The following is a 25,651-nucleotide window of genomic DNA, read 5'->3' as shown; positions in this document are numbered from 1 at the left end:
GCAACCGAGGACGGCTCCGCAAAGCAAGAGGCGCGCCAGCCGGGCAAGCTCTGCAAATGTGGTGGACATCACGCCAATTACTTGAGAAAGTTCCTGTAGACCGTTGCCATTGCGTTAATTTTTAGATTTAATGCCACTGCGCATCCCGCCAGAACTCTGGTCAGGGCGTCAGCGGCAAGGGGGACACACCGTGGGGCTCTTTACACCGAAGAAGCCGGCGCTGATCGGCGTCGACATCAGTTCGACCGCCGTCAAGCTGCTGCAGCTGAGTCAGGCGGGCGGGCGCTATCGCGTGGAGCACTACGCGGTGGAACCGCTCCCGCCCAATGCGGTGGTCGAGAAGAACATCGTCGAGGTCGAGGCGGTGGGCGACGCGATCCGGCGCGCCCTGGCCCGCTCGGGTTCCAAGCTCAAGCACGCCGCCGCCGCGGTGGCCGGGTCGGCGGTGATCACGCGGATCATCCCGATGACCAGCGAGCTATCCGACGATGACCTCGAAGGCCAGATCCAGGTCGAGGCCAATCAGTACATCCCGTATCCGATCGACGAGGTCAGCCTCGATTTCGAGGTGATCGGCCCGGTACGCGACAACCCGGACATGAACAACGTGCTGCTGGCGGCCTCGCGCACCGAGAACGTCGACATGCGCGTGGCGGCGTTGGACCTGGGCGGCCTCACTGCCGGCGTCATCGACGTGGAGGCCTTCGCGATGGAGAACGCCTTCGCGATGGTCGCCGACCAGCTCAACGTCGGCCGCGACGCCCTGGTGGCGGTGGTCGACATCGGCGCGACCATGACCACGCTTTCCGTGCTGCGCAACCAGCGCACCATCTATTCGCGCGAACAGGTGTTCGGCGGCAAGCAGCTCACCGACGAGATCATGCGCCGCTTCGGGCTCTCCTACGAGGAGGCTGGCCGCGCCAAGCGCAAGGGCGGCCTGCCGGAGTCCTACGAGACCGAGGCGCTGGAGCCGTTCAAGGAGTCGCTGATCCAGCAGATCAGCCGCCTGCTGCAGTTCTTCTTCGCCGGCAGCGAATACAGCAAGGTCGATCAGGTGGTGCTGGCCGGCGGCTGCGCCTCGATCGAGGGACTGGGCCCGATGCTGGAAGAGCAGCTCGGCGTGCCTTGCGTGGTCGCCAACCCGCTGGCCCGCATGTCGTTGTCGCCGCGGGTGCAGGCCCAGGCGCTGGCGCAGGATGCCCCGGCCCTGATGATCGCGGTCGGCCTCGCCCTGAGGAGCTTCGACTGATGGCACACGTCAACCTACTTCCGTGGCGCGCGGAGCGGCGCAAGCAGCGCGAACGCGAGTTCTACATGCAGCTGGCCGCCGCTTTCGTGGCCGCCGTGCTGCTGCTGCTGCTGTGGATCTTCTGGATGGACCAGCGCATCGACAACCAGAACGACCGCAACGCCTACCTGCAGACCGAAATCAAGCAGCTGGACGTGCGCATCGCCAGGATCAAGGATCTGGAAAAAGTGCGCGAGCACCTGCTGGCGCGCAAGCAGATCATCGAGCAGTTGCAGGCCGATCGCTCGCAGATGGTGCACCTGTTCGACGAACTGGTGAAAACCATCCCGACCAGTGCGCGGCTGACCGCGCTCAAGCAGAGCGGCCAGTCGATGTCGCTCGACGGCGTGGCGCAGTCCAACGCCAGCGTCGCCGAGTACATGCGCAACATCGAGTCCTCGCCGTGGATGGGCCATGCGGACCTGCGCAAGACCGAAAACACCCATGATGCGACCCGCATGCCCTACCAGTTCGGCCTCAACGTGACGCTGAGCCGGCCCAAGACCGACGAGGTCGACCCGACCAAGGCGCAGGTGGAACCGACTACCTCCACGGCCACGCCGGCCGTACCTGCAGCGCTCAACGCGCCGCCGGCCAGCGCGACCTCCGCCACGGCCAGGTCAACGCCGGAAGTCACGCCCACCCCTGCCGCCGCTGCCAAGGGAGGTGCCGGATCATGAGTTTCTTCAGCGATCTGCAAAACCTCGACAAGAACAACGTCGGCGGCTGGCCGCAGTCGGTCAAGATCTTCTTCACCGTGCTGGTCCTCGCGGTGGTGCTGCTGGTGGGCTGGTACTTCATCGTCAGCGACCAGCAGGACAGTCTCGACACGCTGGCCACCAAGGAGAACAGCCTCAAGCAGGAGTTCTCCACCAAGCAGGCCAAGTCGGTCAATCTCGAGGCGCTGGAGCAGCAGCTCAACGAGATGCAGGACATGCTGCGCCAGTTGCTGCGCCAGCTGCCCAGCAAGACCGAGATGCCCGAGTTGCTGATCGACATCTCGCAGACCGCGCAGGCCGCGGGGCTGGAGAGTGACCTGTTCGTGCCAGGCGCGGAAACGCCCAAGGACTTCTACGCGGAGAGACCGATCGCCTTGAAGTTCACCGGCACCTACCATCAGTTCGGCACCTTCATCAGCGGCGTGGCTTCGCTGCCGCGAGTGGTCATCCTCACCATGCACGACGTCTCGCTGACGCCGAAGGCGCCGACCAAGGCGGGCACGGCTGGCACCGGACAACTGGTGCTGGAGGGCACGGTCAAGACCTACCGTTATCTCGATGACGACGAAAGCGCTGCCGCGGCAACCAAGGCGGGGGCGAAGAAATGATGAACAAGTCGATTGCCCGCAAGTCCGCCGGCGTGACGCGGCTGCTGCTGATCCTGCTGGCTGTGCTGGTTCTGGCCGGTTGCACCCGCGGCATGTCCGACCTGCGCACCTGGGTCGCGCAGGAGAAGGCCAAGAAGGGTGCGCCGATTCCGCCGCTGCCCGTGATCAAGACCTTCGAGACGTTCAAGTACGAAGACCAGGACAAGCGTGATCCGTTCAGCCCCAGCACGGCCGAACTGCAGAACGACAACGCGACCAGCGGACCGCGGCCGGACGCCAACCGGGCCAAGGAGCCGCTGGAGATGTTCGCCCTCGACAGCCTCAAGATGGTCGGTACGGTTGGTGTCGGTCCGAAGATGGAGGTCCTGATCAAGGACCCGGGTGGTGTCATCCATCGCGTCCATGTGGGGGAATACATGGGACAGAACTACGGACACATCACCGCCATCAGCGAAGACCATGTCGATCTGGTCGAGTTGGTATCCAACGGCAATGGTGGCTGGATGGAACGTCCCGCCAGCGTCGCACTCGGCGAGCAATAGGTACACAGGGGCAGATGCAATGACCAACCAATTCCAATCCGTGCGGGGCCGAGTCATGCGCCATGCGAGCCGTTACTTCCTGATGGGCCTGCTGATCGTCGGTGCCACCTGGGCCAGTGCCGCCATCGCGGCCACCACCACGCTGAAGAACATCAGCTACGACGCCTTGCCAGGCGGCAGCGTCCAGCTGCACCTGAACTTCGGCGACGGCCCGGTGCCGGAGCCGAAGATCTTCACCACGGACAATCCGCCGCGCATCGCGGTCGACCTGCCCGATACGACCAATGCCGCCGGGCGGCACATGGACATCGGCAAGGGTTCGACCTCCGGCGTCTCGGCAGTGTCTGCCGGTGGGCGCACCCGAGTGGTGGTCGAGCTGATGCGCGCGTCGAGCTACCGCGCCAGCGTCGATGGCAACAGCCTGGTGCTGACGATCAACAACGGCACCGCCGACCAGGCGGTCACCACCGCCTCCACGATCGACCCGACCAAGCGGCTGCCGTCGTCCTCCGATGGCCCGGCGATCTCCAACATCGACTTCCGTCGCGGCCCGAACGGCGAGGGCCGCGTGCTGGTCAGCTTCAGCGGCAGCGGCGCGCAGCCGGAAATGACCCGTCAGGGCGACAAGGTGGTGGTCACCATCGATCACGCCAACCTGCCGGCCAACCTCGCGCAGCGCCTGGATACGCTGGACTTCGCTACCCCGGTGCAGTCGATCACCAGCCGCGTCGGCAACGGTGGCGGCGCGCGCATCGAGATCGACACCAAGGGGACGGTCGAGACCTCGGCCTACCAGACCCCCGACCAGTACGTGGTCGAGGTGGCACCGAAGAAGGCCGCCGCCAAGGATGAGCGCCTGGCCAAGCTGGACGCGCAGCCCAATTACAACGGCAAGCGCGTCACCTTCAACTTCCAGGACATCCCGGTGCGCTCGGCGTTGCAGCTGATCGCCGATATCTCCGGGCTCAACCTGGTCGCCTCCGACAGCGTCGGCGGCAGCGTCACCCTGCGCCTGGTCAACGTGCCGTGGGATCAGGCGCTGGACGTGATCCTGCGCGCCAAGAGCCTGGACAAGCGCCGCAACGGCAACGTCATCTGGGTCGCGCCGCAGGCTGAGTTGGCCAAGTACGAACAGGATCTGGCCGACGCCAAGCTGAAGGCGCAGGACACCGCCGAGCTGGTCACCGACTACGTGCCGATCAGCTACGGCAAGGCCTCCGACATCGCCAAGCTGCTGACCACCGGCAGCATGCAGGGTGGCGGTGGCGGCGGCGGCGCCAACGCCCAGCGCGGCTTCCTCTCGCCGCGCGGCAGCGTCTCGTTCGACCAGCGCACCAACACCCTGCTGCTCAACGACACGCCGGAGAAGATCAAGCAGTTGCGTGAGCTGATCGCCGTGCTGGACAAGCCGGTGCAGCAGGTGCTGATCGAATCGCGCATCGTGGTGGCCACCGACGACTTCACCCGCGAGCTGGGCGTGAAGTGGGGCGTGTCGGGCAACCAGACCAACAACAACAACATCATCACCACCGCACCGACCGGCGATGGCGCGCTGAAGTACGGCACCGGCGTGCACAACAACATCGTCAACTACAACAACGCAGTCACCGACTGGGTGGCCAACGGCAGCCAGGGTGCTCCGCCGCATCCGGGTGCGGTGACCTTGCCCGGCGGCTTCAACGTGAACATGCCGGTGAACGGCGGCAGCACGCTGGGCTTCGCCATTCTCGGCGCCAACTACGCGATCGACCTGGAGCTCTCCGCAGCGCAATCCGAAGGCCGTGGCGAGGTGATCTCCAGCCCGCGCGTGATCACCGCCAACCAGCAGGAGGCCGTGATCCGCCAGGGCCAGGAAGTCGGTTACGTCACCTACCAGAACCAGGGCTCCGGCACCGGTGGCGCACCGACCGCCTCGGTGCAGTTCAAGGACGCCGTGCTGGAGCTGAAGGTGACCCCGACGATCACCGCCGACAACCGCGTCTACCTGGCGATCAACGTGAAGAAGGATGCGCTGGCCGGCTTCCTCAACACGCCGAACGGCCAGGTGCCGCAGATCGACACGCGCGAGGTGAACACCTCGGCGCTGGTCGACAACGGCCAGACCGTGGTGCTCGGCGGCATCTACGAGGTCAACAAGAGCAACACCGTCTCCAAGGTGCCCGGGCTGGGCGACATCCCCGGTCTCGGCGCGCTGTTCCGCAACACCAAGCGCAGCACCACCAAGGCGGAGCTGCTGATCTTCGTGACGCCGCGCATCCTCAGCGACACCTTGCAGTAAGCCGCCACGCAGCGGCGAAGAAAAGGGGCGGCTTCGGCCGCCCTTTTTCGTGCGCGCCGGCCGCCGGCGCACGTCACATTAAACTTCCCGTGCCGATGATGGTCTGAAGCACGCCGACGCGTCCGCTCTCCAAGGATGCCGCAGGCCTTGCCCCGTAACTGGAACTGCCCATGGACATGCCCGAAAACCCGCCTCTCGGCGCGCTGCAGCAATCGTTCGCCCGCCTGCGCGAGGAGCTGGTGGATTGCATCATCGGCCAGCCGAAGCTCATCGATTGCCTGCTGGTGGCGCTGCTGGCCGACGGCCACCTGCTGGTCGAAGGCGCGCCCGGCCTGGCCAAAACCACCGCGGTGAAGGCGCTGGCGGCGCGGATCGAGGCGGATTTCCACCGCGTGCAATTCACCCCCGACCTGCTGCCGGCCGACCTCACCGGCACCGACGTGTTCCGGCCGCAGTCGGGCAGTTTCGAGTTCGAGCGCGGGCCGCTGTTCCACAACATCATCCTGGCCGACGAGATCAACCGCGCGCCGGCCAAGGTGCAGTCGGCCCTGCTCGAGGCGATGGCCGAGCAGCAGATCACCGTGGGCCGCAGCACCTGGAAACTGCCCGAGCTGTTCATGGTGATGGCCACGCAGAACCCCATCGAGCAGGAGGGCACCTTCAGTCTGCCGGAGGCCCAGCTCGACCGGTTCCTGATGCACGTGACGATCGGCTATCCCGATGCCGCGGCGGAGCTGGCGATCCTCAAGCTGGCGCGCGAGCAGGCCAGTCGGCGCGCCCACCCGGCCGCGCCGCCACGCGCGCTGCTCAGCCAGCACGAGGTGTTTGCCGCGCGCGATGCGGCGATGGCCGTGCACATGGCGCCGGCGCTGGAGGAGTACCTCGCGCAGCTGGTGCTGGCGACGCGCGACGCCGGCCGTTATGGCGCGGAATTGAAGCGCTGGATCGCCTGGGGCGGGAGCCCGCGCGCCACCATCGCGCTGGATCGCTGTTCGCGGGCGCAGGCCTGGCTGGCCGGCCGCGCCTACGTGTTGCCCGAGGACGTGCATGCAATCGTCCATGAGGTGCTGCGCCATCGGGTGCTGCTCAGCTACGAAGCGCAGGCCGAAGGCATCACCCCCGACCAGGTGGTGGCGCGCCTGCTGGATCTCGTGCCGCTGCCGTGAGTGTCCTGGCGCCACAAGTCGCGGATGGCAATGGCGCAAGCGAGGTGTCGCTGGCCGAGCTGATCGCGTTGCGTGCGCGCGTCGGCTCCGTGCGCATGGCGCCCCTGAGCACGCGCGCCGCCCGCCACGGCCAGCAGTCCAGCCGTCTGTACGGCCGCGGCATGGATTACGCCGAGTCGCGCGTCTACCAGGCCGGCGACGATGTGCGCCGACTCGACTGGCGACTCACCGCGCGCAGCGGCAAGCTGCACACGAAGCTGTTCCAGGAGGATCGAGAAGGCTGTCTGCTGATCCTGCTCGATACCCATGCCAGCATGCATTTCGGCACACGGGTGCGTTTCAAGTCGGTGCAGGCGGCTCGCGCGGCGGCACTGGCCGCGTGGTTTGCCACCCGTGCCGGCGAGCGCGTGGCGATGCTGGGCTTCGGCGGCGTCGACCAGTGGTTGGCGCCGCAAGCCGGCGCGCATGGTGCACTCGCCGTATGCGGTGCGCTGGCGCGATGGCACGCGGCGGATCGCGCCGATCAACAACAGCCGCTCTCCGATGCGCTGACACGCGCGGCACACGTGGCGCGGAGTGCGAGCCGCGTCCTGCTGCTCAGCGACGGCTTCAGTTGCGACGCCGCCGCGCGCCAGCGACTGATTGAACTGACCCGGCACGCGGGCGTGGCCGTGCTGGTCACGGCGGATGCGCTGGAGCTGGAGCTCGCGCCGCCGGGGCGCTATCCGCTGGAGCATGCAGGCGAGCGTCGCGAGGTGCGGCTGCAATCGGCGCATCAGCGTGCAGATTTTCGCCAGGCATTGGGTGCAGGCGCCCGACGGCTGAGTGAGTTGGCCGGCTCGCTGGGTCTGCGCCACGCCACCATCGATACCGCGGCCGATCCGCTCGATGCCGTGGCGGGCCTGATCGGTCGCAAGAGGTCGCCGCGATGATCGCGGCGGCGACGCCGCCGACGGCCGCTGCGCCGGGGCCGGTACTGCGCGACATCCACCTGCCGGCCGAACCCTCGTGGTGGCCGCCCGCACCCGGCTGGTGGCTGCTTGCCGTGCTCGCGCTGCTGGTGTTTGCGGGCCTCGCGTGGGTTTGGCAACGCCGTTGCCGCGTGCGGCAACGGCAGCGGCGCATTCTCGGCGAGCTGGAGAACCTTGTCCGGCGGCACCGCGAGGACGGCGATCGCGCGGCCCTGCTCGGCGGCCTGCATCAACTCTTGCGGCGCGTCGCCCGCGAACAGGACGCCGCCGCGGTGCATCTGCGTGGCGATGCCTGGCGGCACGTCCTGGCGCGGGTGCCGGTGGACGCGGCCACGCAGGACAGCCTGCATCGGCTGGAGCAGCTCATCTACCAGCCACCCCGCAGCGGCGACGAGAACGATCTCGTCGAGGCCGCACGGCGGTGGCTGCGTTTGGCCGTAAAGCCGTCCACATGGAAGCGGAAGAAGCCCTCCTCGGAGCCAGCCGATGCCTGAATTCGCCTGGCCCTGGGTCGTACTGCTGTTGCCGTTGCCGTGGTTGCTGCGCTGGTGGTGGCGTGCGGCCGCCCCGGGCGTCGCGCTGCATCTGCCACAGCCGGGTGTGAAGCTGGATTCGGTGGCTGATCGGCGCAACCACGGTGCCGCGCCGTGGCTGCTCGGGCTGGCCTGGTTGTGCCTGCTCGCCGCCGCGGCGCGGCCGCAGTGGCTGGGTCCGCCGCAGGCGCAGCAGCGCAGCGGGCGGGCGATGATGATGGCGGTGGATCTCTCCGGCAGCATGCGCACGCCGGACATGCAGCTGGCCGGCCAACCGGTCAGCCGCTTCGGCGCGGTGGAGGCGATCGCCAGCGACTTCATCAGCCGGCGCCGCGGCGACGAAATGGGCCTGATCCTGTTCGGCAGCCAGGCCTATCTGGTCACGCCGCTGACCTACGACCTCTCGGCCGTGCGCGCGCAGCTGCAGACCGCGGCGGTGGGCTTGGCGGGCGACCAGACTGCGATCGGCGACGCCATCGCCGTGGCGGTGAAGCGATTGGCGGGCCTGCCGGAGGCAGCGCGCGTCCTGGTGTTGCTCACCGACGGCGTCAACAACGCCGGCGGCATCGCTCCGCGCGAGGCGGCGCGTGCCGCCAAGGCCGCGGGCGTGCGGATCTACGCCATCGGCATCGGCGCCACCGCGATGCAGGTGCCGGGATTCTTCGGCCTGCAGATGGTCAACCCCTCGGCCGACCTCGACGCCGACATGCTCAAGGCGATCACCGCCGAAACCGGCGGGCGCTTCTTCCGCGCCACCGACAGCAGCGAGCTGGCCGACGCCTACCGCACCATCAACGCGCTGGAGCCGATGCCGCGGCAGGGGCCGGCGTTGCGGCCGCGCCACGAACTGTTCCGCTGGCCGCTGCTGGCTGCGCTGGTGTTGCTGCTGCTGGCGATCGTGCCCACCCGGCTGCGTGTGCGGGAGCAGGCGGCATGAGCGAGCTGCTGCAACAGTTCCATTTCCTGCACCCCTGGTGGTTGCTGGCACTCCTCGGCCTGCCGCTGCTGGCGCTTCCGTGCTGGCGGCGCGACAGCGGCCAGCTGATCCTGTCGCGACTGGTCGACCCGGCTTTGCTGCCACGGCTGCTGCGCGGACAGCCGCGCCAGCGCCAGTTGCCGCTGTGGCTGTTCGCGCTGGCCTGGCTGCTGGCCACGCTGGCGCTGGCCGGGCCGACCTGGAACCGCGTCGAGCAGGCGCTGTACGCCAACCGTCCGGCGCAGGTGCTGGCGATCTCGCTGTCGCGGCACATGCTGGCGCGCGACGTGGCGCCGAGCCGGCTCGATCGCGCACGGCTCAAGGCGCACGAGCTGCTGGCGGCCAACCGTGCCGGCCTGAACGCGCTGATCGGCTACGCTGGCGAGGCCTTCGTCGTCGCGCCGCTGACCTCCGATGCCCACAGCCTCGACGATCTGCTCGACGCGATGGCGCCCGACACCATGCCGGTGGACGGCAACGACGCGGCCGCGGCGATCGACCGCGGCGTGCGCCTGGTCCAGCAGGCGAATGCCGACGGCGGCACGCTGGTGCTGATCACCGACCAGGCGGATGCCGCCGCCGACGCGGCCGCGCGCAAGGCGCTCGCCGCCGGCGTGCGCGTCTCGGTGCTCGGCGTGGGCAGCGTCCACGGCGGCCCGGTCCCGCTGCCCGAGGGCGGCTTCCTGCACGACGCGCAGGACCGCATGGTGCTGGCCGCACGCGACGACGCCGCGCTTGACGCGCTGGCGCGCGCAGGCGGCGGCGTCTACGTGGCGATGAGCGCCGACCACGGCGACATCGACGCCCTGCACGCGCAACTGCGCAGCAGCGGCGCCGCCCAGGCCAGCGGCCAGCACGGTGCGCAGTGGCAGGATCGCGGGCCGTGGCTGTTGCTGTCGCTGCTGCTGGTGGCCGCCACGGCGTTTCGCCGCGGCTGGATCATGCTCGTGCTGCTGGTCAGCCTGCCGCTGCTGCCGCGCACGGCGCAGGCCGGCACCTGGCAGGACCTGTGGCAACGCCCCGACCAGCAGGCCGTGCAGGCGCTGCGCGACGGCCATGCCGTGCAGGCGCAGCAACTCGCCCGCGATCCCGCCTGGCGCGGCGTGGCGGCTTACCGCGCCGGCGACTATGCCGCGGCGGCGGACGCGCTGCAGCACGCTCCCGGCAGCGATGCCGCCTACAACCGCGGCAATGCGCTGGCGAAAGCGCAGCAGTATCGACAGGCGATCGAGGCCTACGACCAGGCGCTGCAAATCGATCCGGCCAATGCCGACGCCAAGGCCAACCGCCAAGCCGTGGAAGAGTGGCTGAAACGGCAGTCGAAGCAGCAAAAATCCTCGCCGGACAGCACGGGCCAGAACAAGTCCGAGCAGGACAAGTCGGGCGACGACAAGTCGGGCCAGGAGAAATCAGGCCAGGAAAAATCGGGTGGGAACAAATCGGAGCAGGACAAGTCGGGGCAGGGCAAATCCGACAAGAGCCAGTCGCCTTCCGGTGCGGGCGAACAGGACAAGCCGTCGAACGGTTCGCAGCAACCCGGCGACGCCGGCACCCACGATCAGCCCGCACCGCGCAGTGCGCGGGAGCGCGCCGAGCAGAAGGCGCAGGCCGAGCAGGCGCAGCGCGCCTTGAAGCAGCAGATGGACCAGGCGCTGGCCGCCGGCCAGCCAGCGGACGCGAAGTCGCCGGCCACGCACCAGCTCGGCACGCTGGACCGGGATGATCCGCAGTCGAAGCTGCCGGCCGACCTGCGCCACGCGCTGCAGCGCGTGCAGGACGACCCCGGCGGCCTGCTGCGGCGCAAGTTCGAACTGGAATATCGCGAGCGCCACGGTGGTGGCGCGCAGGAGGACGACCAGCCATGAGTCACGCACGCATCATCGTCTTGTGCCTGTTCGCGCTGATGCTGGTGCCGGTCGCGCACGCGGCGCAGGTGAGCGCGACGCTGGATCGCGATCACGTGCAACTGGGCGACACGGTCACGCTCAATATCCGCGTCGAGGGCGCCGCCGCGTCCGCCGCGATGCCCGACCTGCAGGCGCTGCAACAGGATTTCAGCATCCTCGGCACCTCGCAGAACAGCAGCCTGTCGGTCGAGAACGGCAAGGCGACGTCCAGCCTCACCTTCGGCATCGCGCTGCGGCCTCTTCGCGCCGGCAGCTTGCAGATCCCGTCGCTGCAGGTCGCCGACGAACGCACGGCGCCGCTGTCGCTGCAGGTCGACGCGCAGGGGCCCGTGGCGGGTGCCGCGCCGAATCGCGACGTGTTCATGGAGGCGACGGTGGAGCCACAGCGCGGCTATGTCGGCGAGCAGTTCAGCTATGTGGTGAAGCTGTTCTACGCGGGCAACCTCAGCGGCGGCTCGATCGACATGCCCGATGTCCACGGGGCGACGCTGCAGCCGCTGGGCAAGGACATCGGCTACGACACGCAACGCGGCGGCCGCAGCTACCACGTGCTGGAACGGCGCTATGCGCTGATCCCGCAGCAGGCCGGCCGGCTGGAAATCCCTGCAGCGAGTTTCCAGGGCAGTGCGGTTGACCCGTACGACCCGGGCAGCTTCTTCGGCGCCACCAACAACGTCTCGGCCAGCGCCGCGCCGGTGGCGATCGATGTGCAGGCGGCGCCTGCGGATTGGGGCAACAAGGCGTGGTTGCCGGCGCGGGCGTTGAGCCTGACGATCGACGGCTGGCCGGACGCGCAGCAGCCGGTGCGCGTGGGGCAGCCGCTCAACCTCACCATGACGTTGCGCGCCACCGGCTTGTCCGACGACGCGCTGCCGAGCCTGAGCCTGCCGCCGCTGGACGGCGCCACGGTCTATCCCGACAAGCCGGTCAGCCGCAACCACGTCGCCGGGCAGTGGACCGTGGGCGAGCGCGAGCAGGCGTTCGCCATCGTGCCCGAGCGCTCCGGCCCGCTGACGATCCCGGCGACCACGGTGACCTGGTGGAACGTGCTCACCGACCGCCAGGAGGTGGCACAGATCCCCGCGCGCAGCATCGAGGTGCTGCCGGCGATCGGCGGCAGCACGGCATCACCTGCAGGCGCGGTGCCGGCGGCGACGACTGCGCCCGCCACGACCGCACCCGTGCCCATGCCCGCGCCCGCCGGTGCCATGCCATGGCGCTGGATCGCGCTGGCCAGTCTCGCGCTGTGGTTGCTCAGCGTGCTGGCCTGGTGGTGGCAGCGTCGGCGGCGCGCCATGCCCAAAGCTTCCCCGGCGCCCGCGGTTGTGCCGGACAGCGCGCGCCGGGCGCGACAAGAGTTCATCAGCGCCGCGCGCGGCACCGACGCCGCACGACAACTGCACTGCCTGATGGCCTGGGCGCGCGCCGAGCGACCGCACGTCCAGCATCCGGGCGAGTTGTCCGCTGCCCTGGACGATGCGGCACAGCGCGCGGTGATCGACGACTTGCAGCGTCGTCGCTACGCCGCCGGTACGGCGGCGGGCGACGTCGGCGGCACGGCACCGGCGGAGGCGTTCAAGCGGGGTTTCGCCTGGCGCCAGACTGGCACGGGCGATCACTCGGACGACGCGTTGCCGCCGCTGTATCCGTTCAAGCTGCGTTGAAGGGTGTGCCGTCGTCCGGCGTGGCGTCGCGCACACGCCGGAAGATGTCGGCCACGCTGTTGCTGAAGCAGCATACGGTGATGCTGACGCGATCGTCGCGGGCGAGTTCGTCGCGCAGGCTGGCCAGCGCCACCGCGGCTGCCTGCGCCACCGGATAGCCGTACACGCCACAGCTGATTGCCGGGAACGCGATCGTGCGCAAACCGTGCTCGCGCAGCAGCAGCATCGCGTTGGCGTGGCAACTTGCCAGCAGTCGCGCCTCACCCTGCGTGCCGCCCTGCCACACCGGGCCGACGGTGTGGATCACGTGTGCCGCCGGCAACGCGAAGCCCGGCGTGATGCGCGCCTCGCCAGTCGGACAGCGCACGCCCGGACGCACCGACGGAAGCTGCCGGCAGGCCTGCAGCAGCGCGGGACCGGCGGCGCGGTGGATCGCGCCGTCGACGCCACCGCCGCCGAGCAGGCTGGCATTGGCGGCGTTGACGATGGCATCCACGTGCAGCGTGGTGATGTCGGCAATGACGATGTCCAGGGGCATGGCTTTGCAGGAGGCGGGCGGCTTATGCTGCCCTCAGGTTTCGGGCGGCCGGGGGCAGCGCATCATGGCGAAAACGGAAGACCTATCCTTCGGGTATCTGCTCAACGACGTGACCTTGCTGTTTCGCAAGCATTTCGATCGGCGCGCGGTGAGATTCGGGCTGACCCGCGTGCAGTGGCGCGCCACCAAGATGTTGTACCACCGCGAGGGCTTGCGCCAGACCGAACTGGCCGAATCGCTGGAGATGGAGCCGATCGCGGTGGGCCGGGTGATCGACCGGCTGCAGGCCGCGGGCTTCGTCGAGCGCCGCGCCGATCCGCGCGACCGCCGCGCCTGGCGACTCTACGTCACCGACCGCGCACGCGTCGTCATCGGCGACATGGAGCTGATCGCGCGCGACCTGCGCAAGGATGCCACCGCGGGCATCGAGTACGCCGAACTCGAACACGCGCTGGGCGTGCTCAACCGGATCAAGGAAAACCTGCAGGCGCTGGATGCGGGCGAGAACCCGGGCGCCTCCGACTGATCCGCGCGATGTCATGTGCCATCGGTCCTGCACGGGTTGCCGGCGCGCGGGCGCAGAATGGAGCGTCGCCGGTACCGGGTGGGCCCCTGGCCCCCACGGCCGGGCAAAAGCATTGAATGTCGTGGTCAAGCCGCGTGTCGCCCACGCGCCGGTTGACCCGGCGTGGCCGGAGCGAGCATGCCGCAGAACAAATCCGGGAAACTGCTGCTGATGGCAGCTGCGCTGCTGCTCGCCGGTTTCGGGGCGCAGCAGTTCTGGCGCGGACGCGATGGCGCGGCGAGCGCGCAGGCGACCCCACCCGCCCAGGCCGTGCCGGTCAGGGTCGCCACGGCGCAGCGCGGCGACATCGATCTCTCGTTGAAGGTGATCGGCAGCGCGCAGGCGTGGTCCACGGTGACCGTGCAGTCGCGCGTCAGCGGCCAGTTGCAGGCGCTGTCGTTCAAGCCCGGCGGCCATGTCGCCAAGGGCGACACCATCATCCGCCTCGACCCCAGCCTGCTGCAGTCGCAGCTGGACGAGGCGAAGGGCAACCTGGCCCGCGACCAGGCGCAGTACGCCAACGCACAGGCCCTGCTGAAACGCTACGGCCCGCTGCTCAAGGACGGCTACGTGGCCAAATCGGCATACGACGAGGCCAAGGCCAACGCCGGCCTGTATGCCGCCGCGATGAAGGCCGACCAGGCGGCGGTGGAACTGGCACGCACGCAACTGGGCTATGCCACGATCCGCGCGCCGTTCGACGGCATCGCCGGTGCGCCGCTGGTGTATCCCGGCGCGCAGGTCAGCGCCAACAGCACCGATCTGGTGGTGCTCAACCAGGTGCAGCCGATCCACATCCGTTTCGCCGTGCCCGAAGCCGAACTGGCCGGGCTCAAGGCCGCGCATGCCCGTGGTGCGGTGCCGGTGATCGTGCGCTTGCCGGGCAAGGCCGCGTCGATGCAGGCCACGCTGGACTTCATCGACAACGCGGTGGACGCCAGCACCGGCACGATCCAGCTCAAGGCCCGCTATGCGAATGAGGACGATGAGCTCACGCCCGGCCAGTTCGTCGAGATCACCCTGCCCACCACGCGGCTGACCCACGTGGTGACGGTACCCGCGGTGGCGCTGCAGAACTCGCCGCGCGGCAGCTTCGTGTTCGTGGTCGATGCGGGCGGCGTGGTGCACCAGCGGATGGTCACGATCGGCAGTGGCGCGGCCGACCGCGTGGTGGTCAGCAAGGGTCTGGACGGCGGCGAGCGGGTGGTCACCGATGGCCAGTTGCTGCTGGTCGACGGCGCGCGCGTGCGCGTGCTGAGCGGCGGTTGAGCGGGCCATGAACCTGCCTGCGCTGTGCATCCGCCGGCCGGTGATGACCGTGCTGCTGATGGTTGCCCTGGTGGTGTTCGGCGTGGTGGCTTATCCGAAGCTACCGGTGAACGAGTTGCCGAACGTGGATTTCCCCACCATCTCGGTCAGCGCCAAGCTGCCCGGCGCCTCGCCGGAGACGATGGCCACCGCGGTGGCCACGCCGCTGGAGAACGAGTTCTCCACCATCGCCGGCATCTCCACGATGACGTCGACCAGCGCCTTGGGCTCGACCTCGATCACGCTGACCTTCGGCCTGGACCGCAACATCGACGCCGCCGCGCAGGACGTGCAGGCGGCGATCTCGGCGGCGCAACGGCAATTGCCCACGACCATGCCGACCCCGCCCACCTTCCGCAAGGTCAACCCGGCGGACAAGGCGATCCTGTATCTCACCCTGAGCTCGGACACCTTGCCGCTGTCGACGGTGAACGAGTACGGCGAGACCCAGCTGGCGCAGCGGCTGTCGATGGTCGACGGCGTGGCCCAGGTGAACGTGTTCGGCTCGCAGAAGTACGCGGTGCGCATCAGCGTGGATCCGAACAAGCTGGCCGCCAACGGCATCGGCATCGACACGCTGCAGCAGGCCATCGCCGACGCCAACGTCAACCTCGCCACCGGCTCGCTCAACGGCAGTCGGCAGTTGCTGCAGGTCAGTTCGGACGGCCAGCTGCAGCGCGCCGCGCCGTACAACGACATCGTGGTGGCCTATCGCAACGGCGCGCCGATCCGGCTGTCCGCGCTGGGCCACGCCAGCGACGGCGTGCAGAACGACCAGGTCGCCAGCTGGTTCGACGGCAAGCGCGCGATCGTGCTGGCGATCGACCGCCAGCCCGGCTCCAACACGGTGGCCACCGTGGACCGCATCCGCGAGGTGCTGCCGCAGTTCCAGGCCAGCCTGCCGCCGTCGGTCAAGCTCGGCGTGCTGTACGACCGCTCGGAATCGATCCGCCATTCGGTCGACGACGTGCAGTACACCCTGCTGCTGGCCGGCGTGCTGGTGATCCTGGTGATCTACCTGTTCCTCGGCAACGCCTCGGCCACGCTGATCCCGGCGCTGGCGCTGCCGGTCTCGGTGATCGGCACCTTCGGCGTGATGTACGCGCTGGGCTACAGCCTGGACAACCTCTCGCTGCTGGCGCTGACCCTGGTGGTCGGCTTCGTGGTGGACGACGCGATCGTGATGCTGGAGAACATCGTGCGCCACGTCGAGCAGGGCATGGAGCCGTACGAGGCGTCGCTGAAAGGTGCCGCGGAGATCGGCTTCACGATCTTCTCGATGACGATCTCGCTGGTGGCGGTGTTCCTGCCGGTGATGTTCATGGGCGGCATCGTGGGCCGGCTGTTCCACGAGTTCGCGGTGACCATCAGCACCGCGATCCTGATCTCCGGTTTCGTCTCGATCACCTTGACGCCGATGCTGTGCAGCCGCTTCATCAAGCATGGCGGGCACGCGGAGAAATCACGCGTGGTGCGCTGGTTCGACCAGGGCTTCAACCGCGTGCGCGACGGCTACAACCGCTCGCTGGCGTGGTCGGTGCAGCGCCCGCGCGTGGTGCTGGGGGTGTTCTTCGCCAGCCTGCTGGCCACCGCGGCGCTGTTCGTGCTGGTCGACAAGGATTTCATCCCGGCCGGCGACACCGGCCAGCTGATCGTCAACGTCGAAGGGCCCGACGACATCTCGATCACCGCGATGAAGGCGCGCCAGCAGGAACTGGCTGCGATCGTGGCGCAGGACCCGAACATCGACAGCTTCATGTCGTCGGTGGGCAGCGGCGGCTCGCGCGCGACCACCAACAACGGCACCATGTTCCTGCGCCTGAAACCCGCCTCCGAGCGTGCGCTCGATCCGGCGCAGATCATCCAGGAGCTGCGGCAGAAGTTCGCCCGCATCCCCGGCATCCGCGCCTACATCCAGAACCCGCCGGCAATCCAGGTCGGCGGCCGGCAGTCCAAGGCGCAATACCAGTACACCTTGCAGTCGGTCGACCTGGATGCGCTGTACGCGGCGTCCGGCAAGGTGGAGCGCGCATTCGGCGCCTTGCCCGGTTTCCAGGACGTCACCAGCGACCTGGACCTCAACGGCCCGGCGATCGCGGTGCAGGTCGATCGCGCCCGGCTGGCGCCGCTGGGCCTCACCATGCGCCAGGTGCAGAAGGCGCTGGGTGCGGCGTTCGGCGCCAACCAGGTCTCCACCATCTACGGCTCGGCCACGCAGTACTGGGTGATCCTGCAGGTCGCCTACGCGCTGCAGGATGATCCGGCGGTGTTGTCGCAGCTGTACGTCACCTCCGGCAGCGGCGCGCTGGTGCCGCTCAGCGCGGTGGCCAGCTTCCAGCGCACGGCGCGCCCGCTCACGGTCAACCACCAGGGCCAGCTGCCCGCGGTGACGATCTCCTTCAACCTGGCGCCCGGGGTCAGCCTGAGCCAGGCGGTGAGCCGCATCGACGGCGCGATGGCGCAGTTGCACCTGCCGGCGACGATCACCGGCAGCGTGCAGGGCACCGCGCAGGCGTTCCAGGATTCGATGCAGGGCATGGGCCTGCTGCTGGTGCTGGCGGTGTTCGTGATCTACCTGGTGCTGGGCATCTTGTACGAGAGCTTCATCCACCCGCTGACGATCCTGTCCGGCCTGCCGGCCGCCGGCGTCGGTGCGCTGCTCACGCTGATGATCTTCCGCGCGCCGCTGGACCTGTTCTCCTTCGTCGGCATCGTGATGCTGATCGGCATCGTCAAGAAGAACGCGATCATGCTGATCGACTTCGCGCTGGAGCGGCAGCGCGTCGAGGGCATGGCGCCGATGCAGGCGATCGTCGAGGCCTGCCACGTGCGATTCCGCCCGATCATGATGACCACCATGGCGGCATTCGCCGGCACCTTGCCGATCGCGCTGGGCATCGGCGCCGGCGCCTCGGCACGCCGACCGCTGGGCCTGGCCGTGGTCGGCGGCCTGCTGGTGTCGCAGGTGCTCACGCTGTACCTGACGCCGGTGATCTACCTGTACATGGATCGGCTGCAGCAGCGCTTCGGGCGAAAGCGCGCCCAGGTCACCACGCTTCCGGTCGGCGAGCCCTGAGACATTCTTGTCGCATAATCCGGGGGTTGATGACATCCGGACGGAGCTCCGCTTGACCACCCCAGCCACGCCGCCGCTGTTCGCGGTGCTGCCCCCCAGCCTGTTCGCTCCGCTGGCCGCCGCCAATCGCGAGCGCTACTGGGAATTGCTGTGCCGGCTGTTCGAGCAGTTCTTCGGCCCGGACGCGCCGCTGCCGCCGAGCATCGGCTTCCAGCGCCGCGAGATCACCGCCGCTCTTGAGAACTATCTGCTCACTGACGATCCCTGGGAAAGCGAGGAAGGCGACGTACCCGGCGCCTCGCTCACCGATCGCGCCAACGCCATTCACGAACGCTTCCGCTCCACCGGCTGGCTGCGCCAGGAACGCGTCGGCGCGCGCGAGATGGTCTCGATGACGCCGGCGGTGTCGCAGTTCCTCTCCACCCTGGTGGAGTTTGCCGAGCACGGGCCGACCTTCGTCTCGGCCAAGGTGCGTTCGATTGAGCTGCAGCTGCAGCAGGTGGTCGAGGGCAAGGCCTTCGGCGACGCGCTGGATGAGGCAGCCGACCAGGCGCGCCGGCTGCTGGTGTCGCTGTCGTCGATGAGTCTGAAAGTGCGTGACCTGATGCCGGAGCTGAGCCGTGCGGAAAGCACCGCACAGTTCGCGCGGCAGTGGTTCGAGCGTTACGTCTCCAGCTTCTTCGTTGGCGACTACGCCGACCTGCACAAGGCCGATCATCCACTGGCGCGGCGCAGCGCGATCCTCTCGATGACGCAGCAGGTCGAGGGCACCGCGCTGCGCGAGACGATGCTTGGCTGGTATCGCGAACACCTCGCGGGCGGCGATACCGAACGTGCCGAGGCGCGCCTGCAACGCAGTTTGCGCCGGCTCTACGAACTGGAACGTATCGACGAATACCTGGGCCGCCTTGACGAGGACATCCGCCAGGCCAACCGTCGGGCGCTGGCCTTCCTCGACTACCGCCTGCGCGCGCCGGACAAGCTCGACGTGCTGCTGCGCCGCGCCTGCCGCGGCGTGCTGCAGGCGCCGGAAGACGCGCTGCGCCTGCCCGTGGCGCCCGGCGCGTTGATGGACGACGCGCAACTGCGCCCGCCGCGGCGCAAGCCGCAGCCGATCCCGCGCAGTGCCAACGCCGTGCAGCAACCCACCCCCGAACAACTGGCGCGGCTGAGCCTGCTGCGGCGGATGAAGCGCGCGCGGCTGGTAAACGCCGAGGACATGGCGCGCTACGTCGGCCGCCACCTGCCGCCCGACGGCAGCGTCGATTCCGCGCAGCTGGCGATCACCTCCATCGAGGACCTGCGCGCCTACCAGACCCTGCTTACCCTGGCCCTGCGCAGCCACCGTACAGGCGGCCTGCGCCGCGACGATCCGCTGGCGCGGTTGCTGCGCGGCTTCCGCGTCGAGCTGCTGGACGTCGGCGAAGCGGGCGACAACGACTATCTGCGCGCGCCGCGCTTCATCATCAGCCGGCTGAGGAAAACCGCATGAAACGCAGCTGGAACACCCTGAGTCAGATGTCCAACGGCGTCTACGCCGTGTCGGATTTCGAGCGCGCCGCCTATCGCCTGGTCACCGAGCAGGTGCTGTACGCCAGCGACCGCGGCGCGCGCGTGGCCTATCACCTGATCGAGGACCACTTCGACGACTACCTCGCCGCGCTGGCGCCGCTGGGCATCCGGCTGGAGCGCAACGCGCACTACCGCTACGTGGTGGCAATGCCCGCGTACGGCGAAGGCACGCCGGTGACGCTGGAAGAGACGCTGTTGCTGCTGGTGCTGCGCCAGCGCTACGACGAGGCCGCGCGGCAGGGACAGATCGAGGACCAGGGCGAGGTAGTGATGGAACTGCCCGAGCTGCAGGAGGCCTACCAGGCGCTGGTCGGACGGGCGATGCCCGACGTCGGCACGCTGCGCGCGCTGGCCCGCACGCTCAAGCGCTGGGGCGTGTGCCGGCTGGTCGAGTCCGAGCGCGACGACCCGCAGCCGTTCCACCTGCGCGCGCGCCCGGCCATCGTCGAGGTGGTTGGCGAGCAATGGCTGCAGCGGCTGGACCAGCACAGCCGCGACGACGATGCACCCGGTGACGACGCCGACGAAGCCACGGAGGACGACGATGCAACTGCTTGAGCGCGTGCACCTGGTGCAGTTCTTCCTGTTCGAGGCGCAGACGCTGATGCTGGATGCGACCAGCGCGATCATCGCGCCCAACGGCGCCGGCAAGAGCGCGCTGCTGGATGCCCTGCAGATCGTGCTGCTGGGCGGCGACCGCAGCCGTATCCGCTTCAACGCGCAGGCCGGCGGTAGCGCCCGCGCACGCAGCATCCGCGACTACTGCCTGGGCGTCTACCGCAGCGGCGAGGATGGCCGCAAGCGGCGCACCGCCACCACCTACATCACGCTGGTGTTCCGCGACCAGGACAGCGGCGTGCCGCTCACGTGCGGCATCGCACTGGGCGCCTCGAAAGACGAGCCGGACCACCGCATCTACGGCCAGTACATGCTGCCCGGCGTGGCGCTGGAACTGGACGATCATCTGGAGCGCAGCCAGGGCAGGGAACTGCCGCTGGAATGGACCGCGTTCCGCGAACTGGCCCTGCGCCGTTGCCGCGATGCCGGCAGCAGGCCCGAGCTGCACCCGACCAGCGAGCGTTTCGTCAAGGATCTGCTGTTCCGCCTGCGTGCCGCGCCCACCGCCCATCCGGACGTCAGCGCCTACCGCAAGGCGTTCCAGAATGCGCTGAACCTGCAGCGGGTCGAGGACGTCGACCTGTTCGTGCGCACCCTGGTCGCCGAGGATCGTCCCACCGACATCGCCCGCTTCCGCGCGCTGCTGGACACGTTCCGCCAGCTCAAGGAAAAGATCGAGCAGGTGGTGCAGCGCATCGGCGCCGCCGAAGGCGTCGAGCAGCAGTACGGCAGGATCGCCGCGCAGGCGATGCGCGCCGCGTCGTATCGCGCACTGGCCGCCGAATACGCGCGCGACCTGCTGGCCGAGCAATCGGACCAGGCCGAACAGGCCTGCGAGCACGCCGGCGACAAACTCGCGGCCACCCAACGCGCCTTGCTGGAAGCGAACCTCGAACAGCAAGCGGCCGAAGAAGCGCACACGCAGGCCAACGCGCGCCTGCAAGGCAGCCAGGGCTACGGCGAGCAGTCGCAATTCGACGAACTGGCCGCGCGCGACCGCGACCGCCTGGCGCAGGTGAAGAAGGAATTGCTGCGCGAGATCGGCTTCGTCCGCGACCAGTTTGCGGACATCCGCAAGCTGGGCCTGCCCACCGTGGATGCCGGCGTGCTGGCCAACGCACAGACCGGATGGAACGACTGGTACACCACGCTCGCGGCATTGCCTGCCGACGCCGGGCTTCCATGGGAAGCCGAACCGATGCACGCGCAGGCGCGCCACGCACTGCTGGCGGCCAAGCCGCTGATCGACGCCGTGGACGGCCATGCCCGTGCGCGCCATGCCGCTTTCGACGAAGCGCAGGCCCGGCTCGATGCCGCGCGCCAGAACCAGAAGCGCCTCGCCGCCGGCCAGGCCGAACTGCACCCGGACGCGGTGCGCCTGATGAGCTACCTGCGCGACGAAGGCATCGACGCGCAACCGGTTTGCGACCTGGTGCGGGTGAAGGACCCGGCCTGGCAGCCGGTGATCGAGGCCTACCTGCGCAGCAACGTCGAGGCGCTGCTGGTTCCGGCGGCCGACGAGGAACGTGCCACGAAACTGTATCGCTCGCTGCAGGGCGGCCGCTCGGTCTACGGCGTCAAGCTGGCGCTCTCCAGCCAGGCGCGCAGTGGCCGCGGCGCCGAACGGCCGGCCAGCGACAGCGTGGCCGCACTGCTGGACGGCGACAACGCCGACGCGCTGGCTTTCCTGCGGCGCCAACTGGGCGAGCTGCGCTGCATGGATACCGAGGCCGAGCTGATCCGCAGCCGCCAGGGTATGACCCGCGACGGCCTGCTCGCCAAGGGCGGCAGCATCGAACGCCTGCGCCTGCTGGCCACCGGCGACATGAAGATCGGCGCCACCGACAACCGCGTGCGCCTGCGCGTGCTGCGCGAGGAGATCGAAACCGCCGAGCGTGACGTGCGCCAGCTGAAGCCGGAACTGGACCGCGCCGAAGCCTGCCAGCGCGGCCTGGCGCGGCTGGCCAATCCCGACGAGGCGGCGCAGTCGCTGCACGACCGCGTGCTGGAACATCGCCAGGTCGAACACCGCTACCGCGCGGCGATGAACAACCGCCAGGCCACGCTCGATCCGGACCTGCTGCGCCTGGGCGAGCAGGTGCGCGAACTGCACGAGCGCATGCTCGAATGGCGCAAGCAGGCCAACCGCCTGATCGGCGAGGAGGCGCTGGCCGCGCGCGCCTTGGACGACGCGAAGAAACTGCTCGACGGTCTGCGCGCCCAGGAAGACATCGTCGCCCGCCGCGCGGTCGAAGCGTTTGCCGCCCCGGACGTGGACAACAACCGCGTCGAGCGCCAGCGCGAGGAACTGGATGCGAAATTTCCCACCCTGGAAGAACGCGGCCGCCGCTGCGGCGAGCGCGCCGCCGAAAGCGACACCCGGCTGCGCAGCCTGCTGCCCGAAGCCTGGAGCGCACTGTCGCAATACGCCAGGGACCACGGCGTCACCACGGACTTCGCGCCCGACCAATGGCGCCCGGCGCGCGCGCTGCTGCAGAAAGAGCTGGCCTACCTGCGTGACACCGAGCTGGCCAACTATCAGGGCGAGGCCGAGCAGGCTTATGCCACCGCGGTTGAAACCTTCCGCGCCAACGTCGCTTCTGCGCTGTACGACAATTTCAGCAAGCTCAAGTACCAGATCAACACGCTCAACCGCACGCTGCGCAGCAGCCCCTCGTTCTCCAACAACGAGCGCTACCAGTTTCACTACGAGGTCGCGCCGGAGTACCGCGAGCTGCACCGCTTCATCCAGCGGGTGGCCGACGTCGGCGGCGAGGACAATCTCTTCGGCAGCGCCGGCGAGGTACCACCGGCGTTCCGCGAGCTGATCGAGGACAACGCCGCCACCCGCGCCGCAGCCTCGCCGCTGGATGACTACCGCCGCTTCTTCCGCTTCGAGGTGCAGATCCGCCAGGACGAGCACGTTATCGGCACGCTCAGCGAACGCATGCGCTCGGGCTCCGGTGGTGAGCATCGCGCCCCGCTTTACGTGATCGCCGGCGCCGCGCTGGCCGCGGCCTACGGCAAGAGCGAGGCGCATCCGGGCGGCATCGGCCTGATCCTGCTCGATGAATTCGGCGACAAGATCGACGCGCAGAATGCCCGCGCCACCGTCGACTACCTGCGCTCGCTCGGCCTGCAACTGATCCTGGCCGCGCCGGATACCGCGCAGGGCACCTTGAGCGGCGTGCTGGAAAGCTACATCGAGCTGTTCCGCGACGGCGACTTGCTGCAGGCCGAACGTACCGAGGTGAAGAAAGCCGCGCGCGAGCTGCTGCTCAGCGACCAGTTCGACCTGCATCCCGAGCTGCTGGTCGAGGAGGCGGCTCGCATCGCCCGCGGGCAGGCTTCCACGTGAGCGCGGCGCGGCAGGTACTGGAACGCCTGCTGCGCCGCGCCGAAAGCGCGCGCCTGCGCGGCGCCGACGAGCACGTCTCGTTGCCGATGACGAGCGCCGCCGAGTATGCGGCGCTGCGCTCATTGGACGAGCTGGAGCGTTTCCACGCCGAGGTCGCCCTGGCCGAACGCGCAGGCGCAGTGATTGCGCAGCGCGAAGGCCGCAGCGGCGACGGCTCGCGGCTGTTGCGGCTGGGCGTGGCCGATCTTGCCGCGCTGGCGCGGCACCTCGGCGTGCCGTTGCTGGACGAACAGGTGGCCGCGGCCATGCAGACGCTCGACGCGTGGACCGTGCGCTTCCCCGTCATCGTCGACGTGATCGAGGCCTGGCGCCAGGGCCGCAAGGTGCGCAGCTGCGGCGCCGAAGCTGCCGCCGAGCTCGCGCGTGCCGCGAAAGCGGTCGCCGCCCGCGCGGACGACCCTGGCCACGAGCGCATCCTGCGCCGCGAAAGCGTGCGCCTGTTCGGCGACAGCAAGCAGCTGGAGAAGCTCACGCCGTGGCTGGAGATCCTGGCCACCGGTGAGCTGGCCGCCAGCGGCCTGTCGAAGGACGAAGTGTGGTCGGCCATCGGCCTGCGCCGCGAACCGCAGCCGATGCTGCTGGCCGGCAGCGGCTCGGTGGAACTGGCCGACGCCACGCTGCCGCTGGTGCGCCCCTACCTGGGCCTGCCGGTCGAATCGGTGCGCGCGGTGACGACGCCGGCGCGTTATCTGCTCACGGTCGAGAACCTTGCCAGTTTCCATGACGCCACGCGTGTGCCGGGCGCGGCCGGTGGATTGCTGATCTACACCGGCGGCATGCCTTCGCCAGCGTGGCGGGCGGCTTACGCGTGCATCCTCGGCGGGCTTCCCGCTGCGTGGCCGGTCTATCACTGGGGCGACATCGACGAGGGCGGCTTCCGCATCGCGGCCGTGCTGGCCGGCGTCGCGCGTGATACGGGGCAGGTGTTGCGTCCATGGCTGATGTCGCCGACCGTGCTGGATGCCTCCATCCTGAGTGCCGCCGACGTGCCGGCGCCATCGGTGCTGACCGCCATGCGGCATTGGGCGACGCGAGCGGGCTGGGCACCGGTGGCGGAGGCGCTGGCGCGGCAACCGGTCCGGTTGGAACAGGAACGCCTCGATCCCTTGATGCCCGATCCGGATTCATCCGGCGCGCAGTGAATCCCCCAGATCCAGCCGATCGTCGAAGTCGAGGATCAGCTGGCGGGGAACACGCTCCGCACGCTGCCGTCGCCATGGTCCCGAGCGCAGCGAAATGTCCGCGGGAATCGATTCCAGCGGAATGGGATGCTGATGGGCCGCGATCCAGCGGGCCTTGGCGCAACAGTGGTATGCGTGGGAAACGGAGATCAGCAATCGGGTGGCGACGGTGCGCATGCGCTGGTCGTGTCGACGCAGCAGCATCGCCCAGGCGAGGGCCAGCGAGAATGGCAGCAGATCCTCGTCCGGCTCGTCCACCGCTGCCTCGGCGTCCAGCAGTGCGGACAGCGGATCGCGTCCGTCGTCGCTGACCAGACGAAGAGCCAGTGCGTGGCAGTGTTCCTCGCCGCTGCGGCCGTGATCGAGTCGCGTAGCGAAGCGGAACTTGCGATCGGCATGGATCAGCTTGCGGCACAGGCGCCGGATCACCTGCTCTTGGAAGGCGGGATCGAGGAAGGTGTCAGGTGCCCAGCCCCGTTCGCCGGCGAGCTCTCGAGCCTCCAGCCAGGCCTGTTGGCGGACATCCTCGTAACGATGCTGGCCTCGAGTCGCTCCCGCGATGCCACGCAAGGTGTCCTCACGCTGCACGAGAAACTGCATGAGTGCGTCCATCGCGCCTCGCCGGGCGGCCTCGATGGTTCGCGTTTTTACACCGGAAGGCCCGCCGGGGCCAGTGATGGTCCGGCGGTGGCCCTGCCGGTTGCCTCACCGGCGCAAGGGAAC

General features: G+C 69.0%; 20 protein-coding genes. 18 read left to right on the top strand and 2 right to left on the bottom strand.

Going from position 1 to position 25,651, the window contains the following annotated elements; genetic code table 11:
• Positions 1 to 190: 190 nt before the first annotated feature.
• The 11 genes from ACVCMG_RS08585 (at position 191) to ACVCMG_RS08535 (ending at position 12,652) form a co-directional block, all read left to right on the top strand.
• Positions 191 to 1,249 (top strand): pilus assembly protein PilM, encoded by a 1,059-nt coding sequence (locus ACVCMG_RS08585; RefSeq protein ID WP_395121191.1) that lies wholly within the window; start codon positions 191 to 193, stop codon positions 1,247 to 1,249.
• The gene (locus ACVCMG_RS08580) at positions 1,249 to 1,968 is read left to right on the top strand and encodes a PilN domain-containing protein (protein WP_447115381.1); all 720 of its coding nucleotides are present in this window, start codon (positions 1,249 to 1,251) and stop codon (positions 1,966 to 1,968) included. Before ACVCMG_RS08585 ends, ACVCMG_RS08580 begins: the two co-directional genes overlap by 1 nt.
• Complete coding sequence (gene pilO, locus ACVCMG_RS08575) at positions 1,965 to 2,615, top strand: type IV pilus inner membrane component PilO (protein ID WP_395121195.1); 651 nt, start codon at positions 1,965 to 1,967, stop codon at positions 2,613 to 2,615. The genes ACVCMG_RS08580 and pilO overlap by 4 nt, the downstream gene beginning before the upstream one ends.
• Entirely contained in the window at positions 2,615 to 3,157 is a 543-nt protein-coding gene (locus ACVCMG_RS08570) for a pilus assembly protein PilP (protein ID WP_395121197.1), read from the top strand. The genes pilO and ACVCMG_RS08570 overlap by 1 nt, the downstream gene beginning before the upstream one ends.
• Positions 3,158 to 3,212: 55 nt before the next feature.
• On the top strand, positions 3,213 to 5,435 hold the full coding sequence (pilQ, locus tag ACVCMG_RS08565) for a type IV pilus secretin PilQ (RefSeq protein ID WP_395121199.1): 2,223 nt from the start codon (positions 3,213 to 3,215) through the stop codon (positions 5,433 to 5,435).
• Positions 5,436 to 5,605: 170 nt separating this feature from the next.
• The gene (locus ACVCMG_RS08560) at positions 5,606 to 6,601 is read left to right on the top strand and encodes an AAA family ATPase (protein WP_395121201.1); all 996 of its coding nucleotides are present in this window, start codon (positions 5,606 to 5,608) and stop codon (positions 6,599 to 6,601) included.
• A complete protein-coding gene (locus tag ACVCMG_RS08555) occupies positions 6,598 to 7,533 on the top strand; it encodes a DUF58 domain-containing protein (protein WP_447105440.1) in 936 nt (311 codons plus the stop codon). Before ACVCMG_RS08560 ends, ACVCMG_RS08555 begins: the two co-directional genes overlap by 4 nt.
• The gene (locus tag ACVCMG_RS08550; protein WP_395121205.1) at positions 7,530 to 8,066 is read left to right on the top strand and encodes a DUF4381 domain-containing protein; all 537 of its coding nucleotides are present in this window, start codon (positions 7,530 to 7,532) and stop codon (positions 8,064 to 8,066) included. The genes ACVCMG_RS08555 and ACVCMG_RS08550 overlap by 4 nt, the downstream gene beginning before the upstream one ends.
• Positions 8,059 to 9,042 (top strand): VWA domain-containing protein, encoded by a 984-nt coding sequence (locus ACVCMG_RS08545; protein WP_395121207.1) that lies wholly within the window; start codon positions 8,059 to 8,061, stop codon positions 9,040 to 9,042. The genes ACVCMG_RS08550 and ACVCMG_RS08545 overlap by 8 nt, the downstream gene beginning before the upstream one ends.
• Positions 9,039 to 10,946, top strand: coding sequence for a tetratricopeptide repeat protein (locus ACVCMG_RS08540; protein ID WP_447115380.1), 1,908 nt, complete (start codon positions 9,039 to 9,041; stop codon positions 10,944 to 10,946). The genes ACVCMG_RS08545 and ACVCMG_RS08540 overlap by 4 nt, the downstream gene beginning before the upstream one ends.
• Positions 10,943 to 12,652 (top strand): BatD family protein, encoded by a 1,710-nt coding sequence (locus ACVCMG_RS08535; protein ID WP_447105442.1) that lies wholly within the window; start codon positions 10,943 to 10,945, stop codon positions 12,650 to 12,652. The genes ACVCMG_RS08540 and ACVCMG_RS08535 overlap by 4 nt, the downstream gene beginning before the upstream one ends.
• Here the strand turns inward: ACVCMG_RS08535 and ACVCMG_RS08530 are convergent.
• Positions 12,639 to 13,190, bottom strand: coding sequence for an O-acetyl-ADP-ribose deacetylase (locus ACVCMG_RS08530; protein WP_447105443.1), 552 nt, complete (start codon positions 13,188 to 13,190; stop codon positions 12,639 to 12,641). The two genes, ACVCMG_RS08535 and ACVCMG_RS08530, sit on opposite strands and share 14 nt — an antisense overlap.
• Before the next feature lie 64 nt (positions 13,191 to 13,254).
• On the opposite strand from ACVCMG_RS08530, the gene ACVCMG_RS08525 reads away from it, so the two are divergent.
• The 7 genes from ACVCMG_RS08525 (at position 13,255) to ACVCMG_RS08495 (ending at position 24,889) form a co-directional block, all read left to right on the top strand.
• The gene (locus ACVCMG_RS08525; protein WP_395116007.1) at positions 13,255 to 13,716 is read left to right on the top strand and encodes a MarR family winged helix-turn-helix transcriptional regulator; all 462 of its coding nucleotides are present in this window, start codon (positions 13,255 to 13,257) and stop codon (positions 13,714 to 13,716) included.
• Positions 13,717 to 13,893: 177 nt separating this feature from the next.
• Positions 13,894 to 15,024, top strand: a complete 1,131-nt coding sequence (locus ACVCMG_RS08520) for an efflux RND transporter periplasmic adaptor subunit (RefSeq protein WP_395116009.1) — start codon at positions 13,894 to 13,896, stop codon at positions 15,022 to 15,024.
• 7 nt (positions 15,025 to 15,031) lie between these two features.
• Positions 15,032 to 18,139, top strand: a complete 3,108-nt coding sequence (locus ACVCMG_RS08515) for an efflux RND transporter permease subunit (protein WP_447105444.1) — start codon at positions 15,032 to 15,034, stop codon at positions 18,137 to 18,139.
• 52 nt (positions 18,140 to 18,191) lie between these two features.
• On the top strand, positions 18,192 to 19,631 hold the full coding sequence (locus tag ACVCMG_RS08510; protein WP_447105445.1) for a Wadjet anti-phage system protein JetA family protein: 1,440 nt from the start codon (positions 18,192 to 18,194) through the stop codon (positions 19,629 to 19,631).
• Positions 19,628 to 20,269 (top strand): DUF4194 domain-containing protein, encoded by a 642-nt coding sequence (locus ACVCMG_RS08505; protein ID WP_447105446.1) that lies wholly within the window; start codon positions 19,628 to 19,630, stop codon positions 20,267 to 20,269. Before ACVCMG_RS08510 ends, ACVCMG_RS08505 begins: the two co-directional genes overlap by 4 nt.
• Positions 20,256 to 23,687 carry an SbcC/MukB-like Walker B domain-containing protein gene (locus ACVCMG_RS08500; RefSeq protein ID WP_447115379.1) on the top strand — a complete coding sequence of 1,144 codons (3,432 nt, stop codon included), beginning with the start codon at positions 20,256 to 20,258 and terminating at the stop codon, positions 23,685 to 23,687. Before ACVCMG_RS08505 ends, ACVCMG_RS08500 begins: the two co-directional genes overlap by 14 nt.
• Entirely contained in the window at positions 23,684 to 24,889 is a 1,206-nt protein-coding gene (locus ACVCMG_RS08495) for a Wadjet anti-phage system protein JetD domain-containing protein (RefSeq protein ID WP_447105448.1), read from the top strand. Before ACVCMG_RS08500 ends, ACVCMG_RS08495 begins: the two co-directional genes overlap by 4 nt.
• Here ACVCMG_RS08495 and ACVCMG_RS08490 read toward each other — a convergent pair.
• Positions 24,872 to 25,540: a hypothetical protein gene (locus ACVCMG_RS08490; RefSeq protein WP_447105449.1), complete on the bottom strand. Its 669-nt coding sequence runs from the start codon at positions 25,538 to 25,540 to the stop codon at positions 24,872 to 24,874. The two genes, ACVCMG_RS08495 and ACVCMG_RS08490, sit on opposite strands and share 18 nt — an antisense overlap.
• Positions 25,541 to 25,651 lie beyond the last annotated feature (111 nt).

Source organism: Rhodanobacter sp. UC4451_H18 (assembly GCF_052978225.1).
Note: the sequence above shows the minus strand (reverse complement) of the source record. Positions and strands in the feature narration are given on the sequence as shown.

Excerpts from the sequence above, each read along its gene's own strand:
- ACVCMG_RS08580 (WP_447115381.1), top strand. The coding sequence starts at position 1,249 with ATGGCACACGTCAACCTACTTCCGTGGCGCGCGGAGCGGCGCAAGCAG.
- pilO (WP_395121195.1), top strand. The coding sequence starts at position 1,965 with ATGAGTTTCTTCAGCGATCTGCAAAACCTCGACAAGAACAACGTCGGC.
- ACVCMG_RS08570 (WP_395121197.1), top strand. The coding sequence starts at position 2,615 with ATGAACAAGTCGATTGCCCGCAAGTCCGCCGGCGTGACGCGGCTGCTG.
- pilQ (WP_395121199.1), top strand. The coding sequence starts at position 3,213 with ATGCGCCATGCGAGCCGTTACTTCCTGATGGGCCTGCTGATCGTCGGT.
- ACVCMG_RS08560 (WP_395121201.1), top strand. The coding sequence starts at position 5,606 with ATGGACATGCCCGAAAACCCGCCTCTCGGCGCGCTGCAGCAATCGTTC.
- ACVCMG_RS08550 (WP_395121205.1), top strand. The coding sequence starts at position 7,530 with ATGATCGCGGCGGCGACGCCGCCGACGGCCGCTGCGCCGGGGCCGGTA.
- ACVCMG_RS08545 (WP_395121207.1), top strand. The coding sequence starts at position 8,059 with ATGCCTGAATTCGCCTGGCCCTGGGTCGTACTGCTGTTGCCGTTGCCG.
- ACVCMG_RS08540 (WP_447115380.1), top strand. The coding sequence starts at position 9,039 with ATGAGCGAGCTGCTGCAACAGTTCCATTTCCTGCACCCCTGGTGGTTG.
- ACVCMG_RS08535 (WP_447105442.1), top strand. The coding sequence starts at position 10,943 with ATGAGTCACGCACGCATCATCGTCTTGTGCCTGTTCGCGCTGATGCTG.
- ACVCMG_RS08530 (WP_447105443.1), bottom strand. The coding sequence starts at position 13,190 with ATGCCCCTGGACATCGTCATTGCCGACATCACCACGCTGCACGTGGAT.
- ACVCMG_RS08525 (WP_395116007.1), top strand. The coding sequence starts at position 13,255 with ATGGCGAAAACGGAAGACCTATCCTTCGGGTATCTGCTCAACGACGTG.
- ACVCMG_RS08520 (WP_395116009.1), top strand. The coding sequence starts at position 13,894 with ATGCCGCAGAACAAATCCGGGAAACTGCTGCTGATGGCAGCTGCGCTG.
- ACVCMG_RS08515 (WP_447105444.1), top strand. The coding sequence starts at position 15,032 with ATGAACCTGCCTGCGCTGTGCATCCGCCGGCCGGTGATGACCGTGCTG.
- ACVCMG_RS08505 (WP_447105446.1), top strand. The coding sequence starts at position 19,628 with ATGAAACGCAGCTGGAACACCCTGAGTCAGATGTCCAACGGCGTCTAC.
- ACVCMG_RS08500 (WP_447115379.1), top strand. The coding sequence starts at position 20,256 with ATGCAACTGCTTGAGCGCGTGCACCTGGTGCAGTTCTTCCTGTTCGAG.
- ACVCMG_RS08490 (WP_447105449.1), bottom strand. The coding sequence starts at position 25,540 with ATGGACGCACTCATGCAGTTTCTCGTGCAGCGTGAGGACACCTTGCGT.